Source organism: Mesorhizobium sp. WSM4817 (assembly GCF_055811135.1).
This window is the reverse complement of sequence record NZ_JBVVQQ010000042.1, coordinates 1-15,536: the sequence shown is the minus strand read 5'-3', so window position 1 is coordinate 15,536 and position 15,536 is coordinate 1. Positions and strand designations below refer to the sequence as shown.

Genomic DNA, 15,536 nt, shown 5'->3' with positions numbered 1-15,536 from the left:
ATGTTCTTGCATTTCAGTGATAGATGTCTATCATGATGGGATAGACTCAGCTACGCAGCAATATGAGATTCGACCGGGCACTCGCGATTCCTCGCCGACACCAAGAGTTGTTGCGCTTGGTGAAGTCGGGAGACTATTCGGCATCAGGACTGGCTCAGGCGCTTCACGTGTCGGAGCCTACAGTCAATCGCGATATTCTCTTCCTTCGTCAGAGCGGTCACCCAATCGTGTCCGTCCGAATCCAGTCGGGTTGGGCATATCGCCTAGATCAAAGCATCAATAGTTCGCGCGTAGCGCGAAGGGGAACGTGATGGCGCGGGTCCCCTCAGATTGGCGAAGCGACTTCGGTCTTAGCCAGTCGCTCCCTCCGGGTCTGTTCACGACCCGGCAACAGCTTACTACTGACGTCCCTCAGGCCCACATTCTCAGGCACGCGTTTGATCTACTGGAACTCGATGGCATCCTATGCATCGAGAACCAACCGCTGATTTATTTCAGAGAGATCGAGGAGAAACAGGTCGCACAGTCCAGTACGATGCATCGACAGTTCTGGAACCATGGCGGCGCGCCGATCCTCGTGCTGATTTCGCCGGTTCGGGTCCATATCCTTTCCGGAATGGTTCGTCCGTCGTCCAATGACCTAACGGGCGAGGTGCCTGCACTGATCGAGACGCTTGAGAGAGTCGCTACCCGGCTCTCCGAGTTCATCGTCGCCGTCGAGTCCGGCTCGTACTTCCATCGCCACAGCCGTGCGTTCGATCCGGACCAACGCGTCGATCGCGCCCTCCTTACAAACCTGCGAGATACCAGGGCCGCACTCGGTGGAGATCAGGCAAAGACTGCTCCGAGCGTGGATGCATTGCTCTGTCGGCTGGTATTCACGTGTTATCTGTTCGACCGCGGCGTGATCGATCCGGAGTATGTCGCTGACGCGGGTCTCCCCAGCGGCTTGTCGCACCTTCGAGACATCCTAAGCATCACGCCCGCGACTGAGGCCAAGGCGCAACTCTATGCGCTCTTCCGCAAACTCGGCGAGGACTTTAACGGCGATCTGTTCAGCGGCGATCTGGAGAAGGAAGCGAGGTCCATCACTCCCGCACAGGTCCGCACGCTTTGTGACTTCTTCCAAGGCACGAGCGTCGCCGATGGGCAACGCAGGTTCTGGCCTTACGATTTCGGCTATATTCCGATCGAGGCGATCAGTGCCATCTACGAACACTTCATCGACACGGCGGCTCAGCGAAACGGTGCCTTCTACACCCCGCGCTTCCTTGTGGAACTGGTCCTCGATGCGGCCTTGCGCAATGAAGAAACTCTGCTGGGCAAGACTTTCCTCGATCCCGCATGCGGGTCAGGAATCTTTCTCGTCGGCCTGTTTAACCGCATCGCAGAAGAGTGGATTCAGCGACACCCAAGGGCGCGCAATGAACGTCGCGCGCGCGAGCTAATGAAGCTCATGCAGGGCAGCCTCTTCGGCGTCGATACCAATTCCACCGCATGCCGCATCACGGCCTTCAGTCTCTATCTGGCTTACCTCGACAAGCTCTCACCCAGAGACATCAAAGGGCTTCAAGCAAAAGGACGGGCTCTACCAAATCTCCTACTCCAGACGTCCGATGCGGGCACGCGTGACGGCAACATCATATGCGCCGACTTCTTCGATACCCAGGCGCAGCTTCCGAATGGGGCCGACTTCGTCATAGGGAACCCTCCGTGGGGAAGCCTGGCAGGTAAGGGCACCCTTGCAGCCACGTGGTGCGCCAACAACAAGAAGGCGATTCCCGACAATCAGATTGCGTCCGCTTTCGTTTGGAAGGCGACGTGCCACGTCAGGCTGGACGGGCACGTGTGCTTCGTATTACCCCATGGGATTCTGCTCAATCACGGCGACAACGCCGTAGCGTTCCAAGCAGCCTGGGCCTCCCAGAACCAATTGGAGTGGGTGCTCAACCTCGCTGACCTTCGATATTTCCTTTTCAACGAGGCAATCCATCCTGCGGTGGTCATTCGCTTCCGTCCCACCCCGCCCACAGGCGATAGCGAGATTGAATACCTTGTCCCCAAGGCCGACTGGCAGATCATGTTCGGCGAGGTAGTCACCGTTCCGTCGAGCGATCGTTCGTTGTTCTCTTCGGACGAGTTGCTCCACGACCTAAAGGGTGCCGATGCGCCTCAACTTTGGACCCAACGTTTCTGGGGCTCGCCACGCGATCAGCGTTTGATCGACCGACTGTCGCTATTTCCGAGACTCCGCGACCGGGTCAGACGGCCGTCTGACGGACCCGAGAGCACAAAGCCCTGGATTATCGCTGAGGGGTTCCAACCGCTTGGCGCCAAGGATGATCAGGAAAAGGCGAAGACGATCACCTTACCATCCTCGTTATTCATCTCCGCCAAGAGCAAGGACATTGACCTGTTTCTCTTGCCCGAGGACTGTGAAAAGTTGCCCCGACGCACGGTCGAGCTGCGTAACAGATCGAACACTAACGTCCAGGTGTTCGAGGGTCCTCATGTGCTGATCACCAAGGGCTTTCAGCGTATTGCGTTTGCCGACTTTAACGTGTCCTTCCGGCACGCGCTTCGCGGCATTCACGGTCCCAAGGCAGATCGGGAGCTTCTCGCATTCCTCGCCGCATATCTGCGTACATCGCTGGCGCAGTTCTTCATGTTCCACACGTCGTCGAATTGGGGGATCTACCGTCCGGAAGTCCACGTCCAAGAGCTTTTGCGGCTTCCGATGCCAGTGCCCGACGACCTCGCGAACCCAAAGCGCGCACGAGCAATCGTGTCTCAGGTGGCAAAGATCGTTGGCGACACAGCGGATCGTGCCCGTTCAGACTTCTTGGGTCGTGGTCAAGCAATCCAGAAGGCGAGTGCAAAGCTGGAGTCGCTGATCGAAGAGTATTTTGGCATTCAGGAGCCAGAGCGGATCCTGGTTCGTGACACCGTTCAGACGGTCACGACCAGCATTCAGCCGACCTTCACGCGAATGCCCGTGCCGTCCATCAAACCAGCAAACTCGGATCAACGGCAACGCTACCTAGAGCGCATCTGCAACACGCTCAATGCATGGGCAAAGCGCGACGCGGTGACCGGCTTCACGATTGCATCTCACTCTCTAGGCGTGGCCGTCGTGGTACTGGACCGTGATGCAAGAGTAGCTACGCCCTCAAGCGACGACAGCAATCAGTTGCTCGCCACTCTGGAAAGGATACGTGTGATCGGTGTCAGTTCCAAACAACCCATCGCACTGCCTCGAGATGTCATGGTCTTCGATCGTTCGCGTCTCTATCTGGTCAAGTCGATCGCTTACCGCTTCTGGACGGAATCCGCCGCTCTCAACGATGCGGATGAGGTCGCCTCGACGCTCCTCATGCAGTCGGGCGGCGGTTCATGAAGGCAATTGGCGTTCCCGACGAATGGATGGACCTTATCGACTCCATGGTTCCTGACATCCTCGAGCTGATCGTTGCCTCTTGGGCACTCATGCCGGGGATCAGCCCAGATTCTCGCGAGGACCCAATCACAGAAGAGCTGTGCCGATTGCTCCGTGCCAATCGTTCCAGCAGCAATCTTCCGTTCCGGATTGATATCCAAATGGTGGAGCTCGATCCTAATCCCGGCGAGGCCCAAGGGCGGTTGGATATCGCTTTTTCACCGATGCTTCCACGCGAGGACATCTACTTCTGCCTCGAATGCAAGAGGCTAAACGTACCCAACGGCAAGCAAACGCGGTCGTTTGCCACAGAGTATGTCACCCGGGGGATGATGCGATTCATACGGGGCCAATATGGCAAGCGCGTCAAGCATGGCGGTATGCTCGGATACGTATTTGATGGCAACTTCGCTTCGGCATTCGCTGCGATCACGGCTGCAATCCGAGTGCGTCTCGCGGACCTAGGCATGGATGCGCCGGGCGAGATGAAGCAATCTTCAAATCGGCCGCATGACAGCAATTGCCGAGAGACCTATCACAGGAGAGGTGAACTGCGCCCGTTAATCTTACACCACCAAGTCGTTCCAGTCGGACGGTAGAGAAGCGTCCCGCTCCAGCGCCTGACCTCGCCGTTGCGGCCGTCAGAAGCCTAAGTGTTCGCTCGATCTCCGATCGCCGGGCGGCACGTGAGCTAACTGATCTGGTTAGCCGTCGCGGGAAGCCGGACATGATCGAAAAGCGAACTGTTTGGATCAAGCTGGCAATACCTCTGCAAATTCCCCACCGCAGAACCCGACATGGGCTGCAAGTGCTCGGAGCAGAACGGGCCGCCAGTGATTGAGGTGAAACTCTCGGCTCTCCACATCTGCCTGTGCAAGAAGATAGTTGCGGACACCCTCAGCGCCAGCACTATCAAACAGGATTCTAACCGCGGTCGCCTGACTCGTGAGATAGATATTGATCTCCCGCGCGTAGCGTTCGTTGAGTTTCAGGCGTTGCAAGACATATGAAAGGCGCGAACTGACAAGAGCTTCGATTGGGGCGTCTGGATCAATGTCAAACGTAGCAACCAGGCCACCCCCTTCAATTGCGACGCCAGCTCGCAAGAACGGCGTATCCGGGATGGCTTCCAAATAGGGATGAAAAAACTGCTGTGCCGGCTCTTCGGCAGCCGATTTGCTTTTCGACTGATTACACTCCTGGCACAGGGGCACCAGGTTGCGGGGATAAACAGCCAACGGACGATAGTCCGATCGCGGAAGATGGTGGTCCAGTTGGCGCGGCGGTGCGATGCCACATATAGGGCACAGCTCAATTCCCGCCATTAGCGACGCTCGAACTGACGCAAGCTTACCGCCCACTTGGGTGAAGTCGTACCCGCTATAGATTGCGTCGCGAAACTGCTGCAGGAGCCCGGCGCCCTTTAGAGCTTCCGCAGGAGCCCCCAAACTTGCGTCATACGAGTCGTAGATTGCGAGCACGCTTTCGATTTCAGCTTCGGTGGCAGAATAGCCCCTTGGAATACCCGCGTGAACATAGGTCTCGATAGCGCGCACGAGGTAGGCTTGAGCTTCGTCGCGAGAAGGACACGGCAGAATCCTCACTGGCGAGCCTTCTGGGCGAGGCCGCTAAGAACGTAGGCCAGCGCCTGCCCGCTAAGGCCGGGCGGAAAATGCTGATTCACCTCCTCGACCGTGTTGTGCGCCTGAATGAGAAGATCAAGGACCTCATGGAAATCCGTCGCAGCTGAGGTCAGACCAAAAATATCGTGGGTCAGGGTGCCCACATTCTCGCCAAACGTCTCTTTTGCCGGGACGAAAACCTCAAACTCCGAACCAATCCGCCTGATCACCCTCACATGCTGTGCCAATGTCTCCTGCAGGATAACAGGTGAGTGCGTTGCGACGATTGCAAACGCGTTCTTTTCCTCAAGTACCAATCTCAAGGCGTGCATGGCCGCTGCGATGAGCGGGGGATGAAGGTGTGTCTCAGGCTCATCGAAGAGCACCAGGGATTTTCTCGTCGTATGTGCGACCAAGGACGCGATCGCATGCAGCGTGATCTTGTGGCCTGTACTCCATCCTAGAAAGCTTGATCGGGGATCGGCACCAAAAAGAGCCTGCCGATCCGTCCCCGCTACATCGGCAAACGACGCGTCGGCGAGCACAGGGGCAAGCGCAGCATCGAACAGCGCATCATCTCCATGCTCCGCAATCTGCCCGATGAGGCGAACAAACTCGTCGGCGAGTTGATCAAGCGACTTCAATTTCGTGCTCGGTCGCCGATCCTCGGTAGCCAACACAGTTCTTTCGTCCACATCCGTCAGGTTGGACCTCGCGGATGACAATTGCTCTCGCACTTCGGCAACGACGTCGCGGAGGCCGGCGTAGACGTAGCGACCGCCTCCCCTCTCCATGTCCGATGCGATCTGCTCTAGCTCAGTCTCATACAATCCCGGCACCGAAAAGTTCTCGAACGCACTATAAGAAACCGCGATTATACGCATAAAGCCGATTGACGGTGGATCGAACACGCCGACCGCGGTTAGCTGGGGCCACGTTCTGTCCGATGGTGAGGCGAAAGCAACCCGCGCAATGCGTGACAGGAGAGTACTTTTGCCCGATCCGTTGCGTCCGATCAGCACCATTGCTCGCCGTGGAAGCAAGACCTTGCGCTTGCTGGGACCAATTTCGCGCGATGGACCGAAATAAAATAGCGGGCTGGGAGCATCGAAATAGAGTTGGATCGGGGCCGCCCACCCAGCTGGCTGGAAGGTGAACGATAAATGGACGTCCGGCACCTCGCTGGCGTTGCGAGAATAAATCTGCCTGGCATCAGCGAGGAACCCCTCGGGTTCCGGATTGTCGCGGAACAAGGATACACGCCAGCCTTCCTCCTGATTGAACAAGGGCTCTAGCTGGGGGTTTGCAACGATGTCGTTCAACGAGGCCAGAATTTCGTCTCGATCCTCCCCGGCAATCTCATTGAGCCGCTGGTAGTAGTCGAGTGAGTTGCCGACAGAGCCGAAGTCAGCCGGAAGCCGGTCGAATGCTTGGGTGATCAGGGTTCCGTCTTGGGTGGTTTGGCCCCGCCTCAGAATCTTGACCGGCCCGATCAAAGTCGAGGGTTTTCCCTCTACCTGATAGTAGAGGTGATACAGCGTCATGAAGGAATAGTCGTTCCATCTGTCCTGCTGCAAGGCGAACTTTGTAGCAAAGCTCTGCACGCCCTGTCGGCTTGGGGGCAGGACGCTAATGGACATCAGCAGCCTCACTTTCGGGCAGTCCGCCTTGCTCGCTTAGCTGGCTTCCCCTATCCAGTAACACGCCAAGGAGTTCTTCGCGGTTCACGTTCGGGTCTGACGAACCGACGCCAATCAGCGTGAACACTACCTCCCGCGCGAGTTCTCGAGCACGCCGTCTATCGTTCCCGGAAATGTCCGCCATCTGCTTGCCGTGCAGGAAGTCACTCCTGAGTCCGAAAAGCTTGGAATAGGCATCACCGGACGCCCAGTCGCCGAGCAACCCGGCAATGCGCAGCACGACACGGTGCGTCGCGCCTTGTTTCTTTCCCTTGATCTTTTTCCGAGCGCGTTGATCATGATCCAGAGGTAGGCCGAGCGCCGCCTCGATCGTCGAAATATGCGCCAGGAATTCATCAACCCCGTCTGACTGGAAGCCACGAATGAAGAAGTGCGCAACGGGACGATCAAATAGTGTCGTCTGGCGCGCGGATATAATGTCACTCCAGGCGCTGTCGTTCAGCCAAGCAATTTCATCGTCGCTGCCATCGTCTAGCGGATACGTGATCGGCCTTTCGTACTCATGCTCGTCACCATTGGCATCGATGTACCCCGCTGGCTCCCAGCTCAGGCTGTCCGGAGACGGTGGCGGAACCCGGCGAGCAAAGACATCGGAATCGAGAGTGTAAACCCACGGAACTCCAAACCCTCGCCACTCCATCTCCCTTAAGCCGCCAATTCGCTCCCACGGGATGGTGAGAAGACCGAAAAGGGCAGCTTCGACCGCTGGTGACAGGCCTGTCTTGTACGGTTCGATCCGTCCGAAATCCTGACTAAGTTCCATGAACAGACCGGGCAGTTTTCTGCCCTCCGGACCCATGTCGTCGTGCGGAACCTGCTCGCTGACGACGAGCCAGTTGAACTGGGAGAAACGTCCGCTATCGAACGACCACTTTTCGTTCGCGCGGTGAAGAAGCAAAACATCGAAAAGCTGGTCAAGCTCGGCGGCAGAAAAGCGCCGGACCTGGTTTGGGCCGAAAGAGATCGCCGGAAGGTGCGCTGCCAGATCAAGCGGGCAAAGGTGCAGCCGCCTCGACGCGGTGCTCTTCACTGCCTGGTCGAGCCGGTCCGCAATCTCGGTCGCACTCGCCGCCAAACCGGATCCCCGGCCACCGACTAGACAGGCCAAGCCGAGCTGCCGGAGCGCCGAGGCAAGCGAAAACCGCAACATGGAGCCAGATCCAATGTGGGGATATCGAGTTTTATACAGCTCGACAAAACGCAGAAACGCCGGCGTGTTTTGCAGGTGATTGACGTCAGTCGCCGGCGCCCAGGCTAGCTGTTCCAGTTCGTGGAGAATATCGACAGGAGGGCCGACCGTGACGTTCATGATGTCTGCGGTCCCGGCGGAGCTCGATAAAGGACGATCCGTCCGGTCGGCAGAATCTGAGTGAGGAAATCAAAATCACGGACGTTGCCAGTCAGCACACTCGCACCCAACTGACGCGCCTGCAGGAACACGAGGGCATCATTAACGAAGCGGCGCTCGTGCCCCTCCCCCTTGGGCAGATTGCTCAGCCGGAAGAGCAGGCCGGCCAAAACTCCGGCTTGTCCCCAGATCGCATCGTCCGGCGCATGAAGTCGGTGGTCCGGAATGTCCTCTACCGTGGCTTCAATCGTCTCAAGGACAGCTTTTGTAGAGGCGTGCTTTGGATCGAGCCGACCAAAGGCATGGGTCAGCTCAGACAGGCAGACTGCGGAATGGTGGCATCCGCGATAGGTAAGCAGCGTATCGACTTCAACCGGTGATCGTCCTTGCAGGACATCCAAATAGACGCTCGTATCCAGAAACACCGGTCCACCGATCGCGGGTTCGTTTGTAACCCATGGGAGATCATCGTCGGCCCTACGCTCCAGCGTTCCGGTGTACTTTTGCGGCTTGAGCGATCGGAGGGTCTCGGAAAGATCAAATCCCAAGATCTATGTCCGCCGGGATGCTGCCCTTGCGTCCGACCAAGCGGGCGCCAAAGTCATCTTCGAGAGCCAAGCGCGACAGCGCCAGTTCCAACAGCTCCGTGTCCGAGGTGACATGAGCGCGCTTCTTGGCCGCCACGATCAACTCCGAAGGCACTCGCCCCGAAAGGCGGGTATTCTTCGCGGCGCCGAGGAGGCCGGCGGCTTTCGCTTGCTCGAGTATAAGCTTATTGCGGGTCGATGCGACCGTTGCTTCGCTTTCTGCAGCCGTCCGTGTCTGCGCAGCCATCAGAACCTCCTGTGTTGAACAGAATGTAGATTGCGTTGAACGCTTAAGCAAGGCTTAGTGGCCGCTGGCCTTTCGGAGGCAGCTGAGCAGACGTATCATAGTGATCGATTGGGGAGATCGATGGATTCCATGCAAACCGAAATTGCGCGTTTCCTTGCGGAAAAAGCGATGCGGCAAACGCGTGCGACGTATCAGCAGGTGGGGGAGGCCGTCGGTTGGAACCATCCGACAGGTCGCGGTCTGGGCAAGAACCTGGAGGTCGTGCTCCACGCGTTGCATGATGGGGAGCATGAGGATTTGTGGGGCAGTTATGCGGCGAGAGCTGTTTCGTCGGGTTCGTGATTGTCGTTAGCCATACCGGGATACCATTGCTGGAAGGTCGAGCGCAGGGAGCCGTCGAGGGTCTGCGTTCTGGTTTGCAGCAGAAGATGTGCGCCGATCCTGCTCCACTGCATCTGCTGCTTTTTCGCGAACCGCTTGCTGATGACGGCATTGACGGTTGCCTCGACGAAGGCAGAGGAAATGCGCTCACCGGACCGGTAGCGTTCGCCGTAGTTGATCAGGCTGGCACTGTTGGAAGCGATATAGGATCGGAACTCGCCGATGGCGGTGAGAAATTTGCGCATGATCGGGTAGTCCGTTTCGAGCGCTTCCGCATCGAATTGCAGGTCGTCGATTTCGTCACGGGCACGGTATGAATTGCCATGCCAGAGGTGCCATTTGATCCTGCGCAGGGTTTCAAGCAGATCCTGTCCGGCCTGCTCATTATGGTTTTCGAGACCCTGGGCGAATTGGCGCAGGACCGTGATGCGCATGGTGATGTGGAACCAGTCGAGGACATGTTCGCTTGCCGGCGCGATCATCTCGGCAAGCGAGCGGACTTCTTCTCCTCCGTCGGTGATGAAGGTGATGTCCTGATTGGCCTGAACACCCTGCTTTTTAAGATGGTCAAGGATACGCCGCTGCGGCTTGCGATCGTAGCCATGGACAAAACCGATGTAACGGGCATCTCCGTCCTCGGGTAAGGAGCGGCCGACGATCAGTTCGAAGTTCTTCTTTCGATCGTTGCGGTCACGGATATACCCGCCATCCAGACCGATGACGATGCGGCCATCGGGAACGGGCAGGTTCATCCAGTCGCGCGGACAGGCATCCTGCATGAAGGAAACCCGCTCTTCGGTCAGTTCCCGCTCGATGCGCCTGGCGGCCTGCAAGGCGTGCTGCCGAACCGTCGTGGCGTTGGCGCCGCTCTCGACCGGCAGCACATCGGCCAGCAGCTCGGCCGCGGCGGCATAGGGCACGAGCGATGCCCACCGCGTTTCCAGATAGAGGCGCTCGGGCGCAATGTGGTCGGGGATCAGTTTCCGGAGTGGAGAGATCGTTGCTGGATCGTTTCCGCCGACCGAGTGCGGCAGGTAGTATCGGGGGCTTTTCAGGCGGACGTCCCCAAAGAGCGTATGGAAGGTTATTGGGTAACTGCCCTTGCTGCGCAGGCGACGCCCATCCAGCTCGCGGTTTTCGCTCAGCCAAAGTTCCACCTGCGTCTCCACCATCGCCTGCTGTAATTTCGTAAGAAGGCCTTTCGCCTCCGACAACGACAGACCGAGATCCTCGGCGCCCTTCGTCACCTTCACCAGATCGGCGACGGTTTCCATTGCAATCATCTCACCATCGTCACCCATAATCTCCAGAACCAGCCGCGCCCGCATCTCATGTCCTCGCAATGAGTTTTCCAGAATGACCGGAGTGGAAAACTGATTGCGCCCATGACGCCCGTTTCTCCTCTGCGGCCTGCCGGAAACGCTGATAAAGACCATCAGTTAGCAATCCGAAAATCGTCCGGTAAACCGACATGATCTCGATCAAGCAGGCCGCAAACGCCATCCCAGCCTTGCTTTCGGGCATCAACACTCGCGGTGATGATGCCGCCCTTCTGGGGCCAATCTTCTTTCGAAAGATCAGGTCATCAGGCCCGTCACATCTGCTGGTGCATGAGGATCAGATGTTCGCTCTGCCGCAGGCGATCATTCACTTTCCGCCGCTCGAACGACTGGCCCAGCAGATGCTATGGGGCGAGCGGCGAGGGTGTGGCATCCTTCGGCGCTGTCAAAACCACCATCAGAAGGAGGCGCCCCATGTCGCAATCTTTTGACACGAGCCGGTCCCTTACCGCTCTCGAACAGGATAACACGATCATCGCCGTCATCGAAATCAGCAAGGCGAAGTGGCTCGTCGCCGCGCTTGTTCCGGGTCTCAAGCGCCAGCCGCTGAAGAAGATCGATGCCGACGCGCCAGCACTGTTGAAGCTGCTGCAGCGCTGGCGCGACGAAGCCGGCCGGGCCGGGCATACGATCAAGCGGATCGCCGTCGCCTATGAGGCGGCCGGCGACGGCTTCTGGCTGGCGCGCTGGCTGCGGGCGCAGGGTATCGATGCCTATGCCATCCATCCCTCGAGCGTTCCAGTGTCGCGCGAGCACCGCCGCGCCAAGACCGATCGTCTCGACACCGAGCTTTTGATGCGTGCCTTTCTCGGCTGGCTGCGCGGCGAGAAACGTCATTGCTCCATGGCTGCGATCCCGACACTCGAAGAGGAGGACGCGCGGCGGCCGAACCGCGAGCGGGGGACTCTGGTCGGCGAGCAGACGCGGCTCATCAACCGCGCCAAGGCGATCCTCGCCCGCTTCGGGGTCCGCAGCTTCCGGCTGAGCCTGCGCCAGGCGGCGGACAGGCTGGAGAGCATCCGAACGGCGGAGGGAACGCCGCTGCCGGACAACACCCGCGCCGAGCTCTACCGCTTCCTTGAGCGCCTTAGCCTCGTGCGCGCGCAGATCCGCGCCATCGAACAGGAGCGCCTGCGCCGGCTGGCGGCTCCGGCTCCGGCTCCGGCTGCGGAGAACGGTCACGCGATGGTTCGCCTGCTGGCGCGGATCATCGGCATCGGCGTCGAGACCGCCGACATGCTGGTCCACGAGATCCTGTCGCGCCCGTTGCGCGACCGCCGCGCCGTGGCGCGCTATGCTGGGCTGACAGGGTCGCCAGACGAGAGCGGCCAACGCCGCCGCGAGAAAGGGCTGGCGCGCGCCGGCAATGCCCGCGTGCGGCGCGGCATGATCCAGTTGGCGTGGCGCTTTCTCCTGTTCCAGAAGGACAGCGACCTGGCCCAATGGTTCCAGGCGCGCACGAGCGACGGCCGCAAAACCACGCGCAAGACGATGATCGTGGCGCTGGCACGCAAGCTGCTGATTGCGCTGTGGCGTTTCGTCACCGCGGGCGAGGTGCCGCAGGGCGTCATCGTACGTGCGGCGTGATGGAGGCACGTGGGAAGAGGGAGAACAAGGCACACCCCAATTGGCGGGCCCGCAGCAGGGTCTGCCGATGACGATCCGAGGTGGCGGCAACCCGAAGCTACACATGGTCCTTCGGACCGCCGGCGTAGAATGGGCCCCGCCGCCCCGGAGCTTCGCCACCGATGCGCATGCTGCATCATGGTCAGATCCCACTGCGATCTACCGCATACAAGTCTGCCGCGCGACCTTCGCGCCTGGCTCGGCGAGCTCGCCTCGGAAATCTGTCGTCGGCATTTGGCCCCCACTGGAAACGGCTCGTGCCGACCCGGAAAAGCCTGCCGCCCGTGCTCGTGACCGTCAAGGACAAGTCGCTTCGCGATGGGGGCCTGCGGCCCCACCCTTGACCGTCACTGCGCGCGGCGGCCAGTTCGAAGCCAGGTCGGCACGATAGATGGTCGCCAAGCCCGAACGAGGAGATGAGGAAACGAACCAGGAGCAAGCTTGACAATCATCGCCCCATACAAGTGTAGCTCCGCCTTTGATCCGAAACCGCAATTCCTGTAATTCCCAAGCGCGGTCCGGATCATCGAGGACCGCAAGGGACCGGGTGTCGCCGATTTCCGTGATGAATTCCAATGCTGTGGCGAGATCCTCATGGAGGTCAGGCCCGAGCGCCTCGTCCCTCTGCCACATCCAGGCTTCCGGTCCACCACAATCCTCAGGCGGACAGTTGCCGTCGCCGCCCGTACACGCCGGATAGTGAGCTCCGGGTTTGACAGGCCGGCGCTGCTCTAGCCGGACCTCGTGCTCCCAAGGGAAGTTGAGGTCGTACTCGTACAGGAACCGGCTGCCGTTACGCAGTTGCAAATTGCCAAGTGGGATAGCCGGAAAGCGGGCACCCGACTCCCACGAGCCGTACCGCACCGTGTGAATGACGAACTGGTAAAGGTGTATGCCTTCCCATCCCATCGCGACCTGAAGGACGCCATGAAACTCGCGTAGCGTCATCGTCGAGGGAACCTGAACCCTACGCCACACCATGGGGCTCACGTCCTTCAGCCAGATGCGGAATTGCAGGATGGAAATCTCATCCTCCGAGGCTGCCGCCTCTCCGGCAGTTTTCGTCGCTGCCCGTTTTGCCCTTTTCACATCCGCCGGCCCCGTCAAAATTCAACGGTGACGACATACTTCGTTCCAGCCCGCCCCACAAATCCTCATGCTCCCCCTTTTGCCACACGAGGCGCGCCAGCTCACGTGTCGTTGGTGCGCGCCACGGCAACCGCTTCATCTTGTCAACCAGCCGCTCCAGCGATCCGGCGCGCTCCAGCTCCGCAAAGAAATGATGCGGGGTGACGCTACCCAGCCGGTGCATCTCGGCCAGGTTCCACACATATGGATAGTCGACCTTGAAATCGGATCGAGGCGAGGCCTTGGACGGTTCAGCCTTGGTCAGGATGCCGCCGCCTACGAGCCGATCAGCCTTCTCGATGATTTGGCGCACCCTCGATTTCGACAGGCTATGTTCCTGCGCCAGGTCGGCGAAACTCTTGCCCTTCAGAAAGCCTTCGACCAGGGCGACATTCCTATCGACGGTCGGGCTAAATCTCCAGCAGGCGCGCAGTTTTTCCAGTATCATTCCGTTCGTTCATCCGGTTGTTCGCCCCCTTGCAAACCCTACCCGGCCAAATCGGCGCTTGGAAGACACGACTCACATCATGGCGTACGTTGCTGCGAAAACTGCCAACTGACATAAACGATCAGCGACTTCTGGTCTGATCTCGGCACCGATGCGGCCGACTGTGGCCATGTGAACACGAAAGATGCGGCGATCACCAGGATCGTTGCTGACCGCCGACCTCGCGAATGTCGGACCGGTAGCTCTCGGCAATATTGAACACTTCAGTTTGAAGATGGTTGATTTGGTCATCGAGGCTCGATCCATCAGGATCGGTGTCGACGATTGTATATTTGACGAAGCCGAACTCGTTTGACTCGCGGAATTCGCTGTACTCATCCCAAGCGCGGGGGGCGTGTGTCCTAACTCTCCTGTGCATCGAGGGCTGAAATGAAAGCCAATGGGATCCACCTCTGCTACGAGGCGGGCTCACGCCTGCGGCTATGCCGCCACGCTAACAGCAACACACGGCTGCGCAACTCGACCGGCCTCGGCGATCGCCCGTTGCCCCATACGCGCTCAGGCGCGCAATTCTCAACCGAGGACTCTGGCGTCAGCCGGTGCCAAAGCTGGTCACAGCATTTTGTCCGAGTCCGATTGACGACAATCTGTGTTCAGATCCAGACATCCTAAGGGTTAGGATCAAGCCGGCCAGGGGGCGACTCCTCCGATTTGTGGTCGCTGCTCACAACCCGTTTGGTGGCATGCCAATTGCATATTCATAGCCATGATACGTGTTCCGACATGGCCCGTCGCGCAGTCTTTAGCCCAGGAGTTCACATGACATTCGTCCGAACGCAATACAGGCTGCGCATCCCATGGGACGCCCCAGCTCCGTTGGATCTCGCTGCGATCGGCACAGACGCCATCGCGCAGACCGCTTTCAGGCTGTTGTCAGCTAGGGCTGCCATAAGGGTTCTCGTAAAACAAACATTCAGGAGAACTTAGGACTCGACCATTGAATATCGGCCGCTTCGCCGGCTCTCGCAACGGGACATAACACCAGATCCTCTTCAAATCCGCGATGATCCAAAAGGAAAACGAAAAATGCCTACCTCAGAAAAAGACGCTGTAGGGCGCTCGAAGCTCCAGAAATTGCGGTCTCATTGGCCACGAATCATACTTGCTGCCACGGCGTTGGCCATTGTAATGACCGCGCCAGCTCCAGCCGTCACCCAAGACGCTGACAAGCACTACTCCGACCAAAGCTTGGTTGCTGAAAGCTTGGATTGTATACTTCGGTGGTGCATTGGCCCTCCACCGGTGGAATGATCGCTATCGCAGGGGAATGGGCAGAGCGGCACAAGACGGCCGTTCGCGTCGGTCAAATACATAATCACCCATGTTTTTGGCGCCGAGGTGCAGGCGGGCGAGATGGTGGGGCGGTGAGGGACCCGTACCGCAGCAGCGAGGCCACGAGCAGCGACCCGAGCCATGCGCCACGCTGCAGGACCTCGATTTCGGGCCAAGCCTCAAGACAGCAACTCGCCTTGCTGCTCGGAAATCATAAGGCTTTGTGGGGCGGTTAAGCAGCGCGATATGGCCGCCGCGATACGAAGTTTAATCATCTTTCCCCTGTTCAGACGGTCAGGCTGCCTTCGCCGCCGGCTTGGCTGCCTTGACATGGGTTATAC

At 58.9% G+C, this 15,536-nt stretch carries 15 protein-coding genes; 6 read left to right on the top strand and 9 right to left on the bottom strand.

What is annotated here, in order from left to right:
* Window positions 1-62: 62 nt before the first annotated feature.
* From AC0L2K_RS32465 to AC0L2K_RS32455, 3 genes are read left to right on the top strand one after another with little or no spacing between them, the layout of a single operon-like run.
* Window positions 63-311, top strand: a complete 249-nt coding sequence (locus tag AC0L2K_RS32465; protein WP_473533339.1) for an HTH domain-containing protein — start codon at window positions 63-65, stop codon at window positions 309-311.
* The gene (locus AC0L2K_RS32460) at window positions 311-3,397 is read left to right on the top strand and encodes an HsdM family class I SAM-dependent methyltransferase (RefSeq protein ID WP_473533338.1); all 3,087 of its coding nucleotides are present in this window, start codon (window positions 311-313) and stop codon (window positions 3,395-3,397) included. The genes AC0L2K_RS32465 and AC0L2K_RS32460 overlap by 1 nt, the downstream gene beginning before the upstream one ends.
* The gene (locus AC0L2K_RS32455) at window positions 3,394-4,035 is read left to right on the top strand and encodes a hypothetical protein (RefSeq protein ID WP_473533337.1); all 642 of its coding nucleotides are present in this window, start codon (window positions 3,394-3,396) and stop codon (window positions 4,033-4,035) included. Before AC0L2K_RS32460 ends, AC0L2K_RS32455 begins: the two co-directional genes overlap by 4 nt.
* A gap of 153 nt (window positions 4,036-4,188) precedes the next feature.
* Here the strand turns inward: AC0L2K_RS32455 and AC0L2K_RS32450 are convergent, their stop codons facing one another.
* From AC0L2K_RS32450 to AC0L2K_RS32430, 5 genes are read right to left on the bottom strand one after another with little or no spacing between them, the layout of a single operon-like run.
* A complete protein-coding gene (locus AC0L2K_RS32450; protein ID WP_473533336.1) occupies window positions 4,189-5,040 on the bottom strand; it encodes an HNH endonuclease in 852 nt (283 codons plus the stop codon).
* Window positions 5,037-6,698 (bottom strand): AAA family ATPase, encoded by a 1,662-nt coding sequence (locus AC0L2K_RS32445; RefSeq protein ID WP_473533335.1) that lies wholly within the window; start codon window positions 6,696-6,698, stop codon window positions 5,037-5,039. The genes AC0L2K_RS32450 and AC0L2K_RS32445 overlap by 4 nt, the downstream gene beginning before the upstream one ends.
* Window positions 6,688-8,067 carry a hypothetical protein gene (locus tag AC0L2K_RS32440; protein WP_473533334.1) on the bottom strand — a complete coding sequence of 460 codons (1,380 nt, stop codon included), beginning with the start codon at window positions 8,065-8,067 and terminating at the stop codon, window positions 6,688-6,690. The genes AC0L2K_RS32445 and AC0L2K_RS32440 overlap by 11 nt, the downstream gene beginning before the upstream one ends.
* The gene (locus AC0L2K_RS32435) at window positions 8,064-8,654 is read right to left on the bottom strand and encodes a type II toxin-antitoxin system VapC family toxin (RefSeq protein WP_473533333.1); all 591 of its coding nucleotides are present in this window, start codon (window positions 8,652-8,654) and stop codon (window positions 8,064-8,066) included. The genes AC0L2K_RS32440 and AC0L2K_RS32435 overlap by 4 nt, the downstream gene beginning before the upstream one ends.
* Complete coding sequence (locus AC0L2K_RS32430; protein WP_473533332.1) at window positions 8,644-8,940, bottom strand: hypothetical protein; 297 nt, start codon at window positions 8,938-8,940, stop codon at window positions 8,644-8,646. Before AC0L2K_RS32430 ends, AC0L2K_RS32435 begins: the two co-directional genes overlap by 11 nt.
* Window positions 8,941-9,060: 120 nt before the next feature.
* Here AC0L2K_RS32430 and AC0L2K_RS32425 point away from each other — a divergent pair, with 120 nt between their 5' ends.
* Window positions 9,061-9,282: a hypothetical protein gene (locus AC0L2K_RS32425; RefSeq protein WP_473533331.1), complete on the top strand. Its 222-nt coding sequence runs from the start codon at window positions 9,061-9,063 to the stop codon at window positions 9,280-9,282.
* Here the strand turns inward: AC0L2K_RS32425 and AC0L2K_RS32420 are convergent.
* The gene (locus AC0L2K_RS32420; RefSeq protein WP_473533352.1) at window positions 9,249-10,649 is read right to left on the bottom strand and encodes an ISKra4 family transposase; all 1,401 of its coding nucleotides are present in this window, start codon (window positions 10,647-10,649) and stop codon (window positions 9,249-9,251) included. The two genes, AC0L2K_RS32425 and AC0L2K_RS32420, sit on opposite strands and share 34 nt — an antisense overlap.
* Window positions 10,650-10,792: 143 nt before the next feature.
* On the opposite strand from AC0L2K_RS32420, the gene AC0L2K_RS32415 reads away from it, so the two are divergent.
* Window positions 10,793-11,092 carry a hypothetical protein gene (locus AC0L2K_RS32415; protein WP_473533330.1) on the top strand — a complete coding sequence of 100 codons (300 nt, stop codon included), beginning with the start codon at window positions 10,793-10,795 and terminating at the stop codon, window positions 11,090-11,092.
* Entirely contained in the window at window positions 11,076-12,248 is a 1,173-nt protein-coding gene (locus tag AC0L2K_RS32410; RefSeq protein WP_473533329.1) for an IS110 family RNA-guided transposase, read from the top strand. The genes AC0L2K_RS32415 and AC0L2K_RS32410 overlap by 17 nt, the downstream gene beginning before the upstream one ends.
* A gap of 336 nt (window positions 12,249-12,584) precedes the next feature.
* Here AC0L2K_RS32410 and AC0L2K_RS32405 read toward each other — a convergent pair whose 3' ends face one another.
* The 3 genes from AC0L2K_RS32405 to AC0L2K_RS32395 form a co-directional block, all read right to left on the bottom strand.
* Window positions 12,585-13,376 carry a plasmid pRiA4b ORF-3 family protein gene (locus tag AC0L2K_RS32405; protein ID WP_473533328.1) on the bottom strand — a complete coding sequence of 264 codons (792 nt, stop codon included), beginning with the start codon at window positions 13,374-13,376 and terminating at the stop codon, window positions 12,585-12,587.
* On the bottom strand, window positions 13,315-13,863 hold the full coding sequence (locus AC0L2K_RS32400; RefSeq protein WP_473533327.1) for a hypothetical protein: 549 nt from the start codon (window positions 13,861-13,863) through the stop codon (window positions 13,315-13,317). Before AC0L2K_RS32400 ends, AC0L2K_RS32405 begins: the two co-directional genes overlap by 62 nt.
* 1,375 nt (window positions 13,864-15,238) lie before the next feature.
* Window positions 15,239-15,352 carry a hypothetical protein gene (locus tag AC0L2K_RS32395; protein ID WP_473533351.1) on the bottom strand — a complete coding sequence of 38 codons (114 nt, stop codon included), beginning with the start codon at window positions 15,350-15,352 and terminating at the stop codon, window positions 15,239-15,241.
* Window positions 15,353-15,536 lie beyond the last annotated feature (184 nt).

What these genes read in the sequence shown, in the direction of transcription:
- AC0L2K_RS32460 (WP_473533338.1), top strand. Translation starts at nt 311, where the DNA reads ATGGCGCGGGTCCCCTCAGATTGGCGAAGCGACTTCGGTCTTAGCCAG.
- AC0L2K_RS32440 (WP_473533334.1), bottom strand. Translation starts at nt 8,067, where the DNA reads ATGAACGTCACGGTCGGCCCTCCTGTCGATATTCTCCACGAACTGGAA.
- AC0L2K_RS32425 (WP_473533331.1), top strand. Translation starts at nt 9,061, where the DNA reads ATGGATTCCATGCAAACCGAAATTGCGCGTTTCCTTGCGGAAAAAGCG.
- AC0L2K_RS32430 (WP_473533332.1), bottom strand. Translation starts at nt 8,940, where the DNA reads ATGGCTGCGCAGACACGGACGGCTGCAGAAAGCGAAGCAACGGTCGCA.
- AC0L2K_RS32465 (WP_473533339.1), top strand. Translation starts at nt 63, where the DNA reads ATGAGATTCGACCGGGCACTCGCGATTCCTCGCCGACACCAAGAGTTG.
- AC0L2K_RS32420 (WP_473533352.1), bottom strand. Translation starts at nt 10,649, where the DNA reads ATGCGGGCGCGGCTGGTTCTGGAGATTATGGGTGACGATGGTGAGATG.
- AC0L2K_RS32445 (WP_473533335.1), bottom strand. Translation starts at nt 6,698, where the DNA reads ATGTCCATTAGCGTCCTGCCCCCAAGCCGACAGGGCGTGCAGAGCTTT.
- AC0L2K_RS32400 (WP_473533327.1), bottom strand. Translation starts at nt 13,863, where the DNA reads ATGATACTGGAAAAACTGCGCGCCTGCTGGAGATTTAGCCCGACCGTC.
- AC0L2K_RS32415 (WP_473533330.1), top strand. Translation starts at nt 10,793, where the DNA reads ATGATCTCGATCAAGCAGGCCGCAAACGCCATCCCAGCCTTGCTTTCG.
- AC0L2K_RS32455 (WP_473533337.1), top strand. Translation starts at nt 3,394, where the DNA reads ATGAAGGCAATTGGCGTTCCCGACGAATGGATGGACCTTATCGACTCC.
- AC0L2K_RS32410 (WP_473533329.1), top strand. Translation starts at nt 11,076, where the DNA reads ATGTCGCAATCTTTTGACACGAGCCGGTCCCTTACCGCTCTCGAACAG.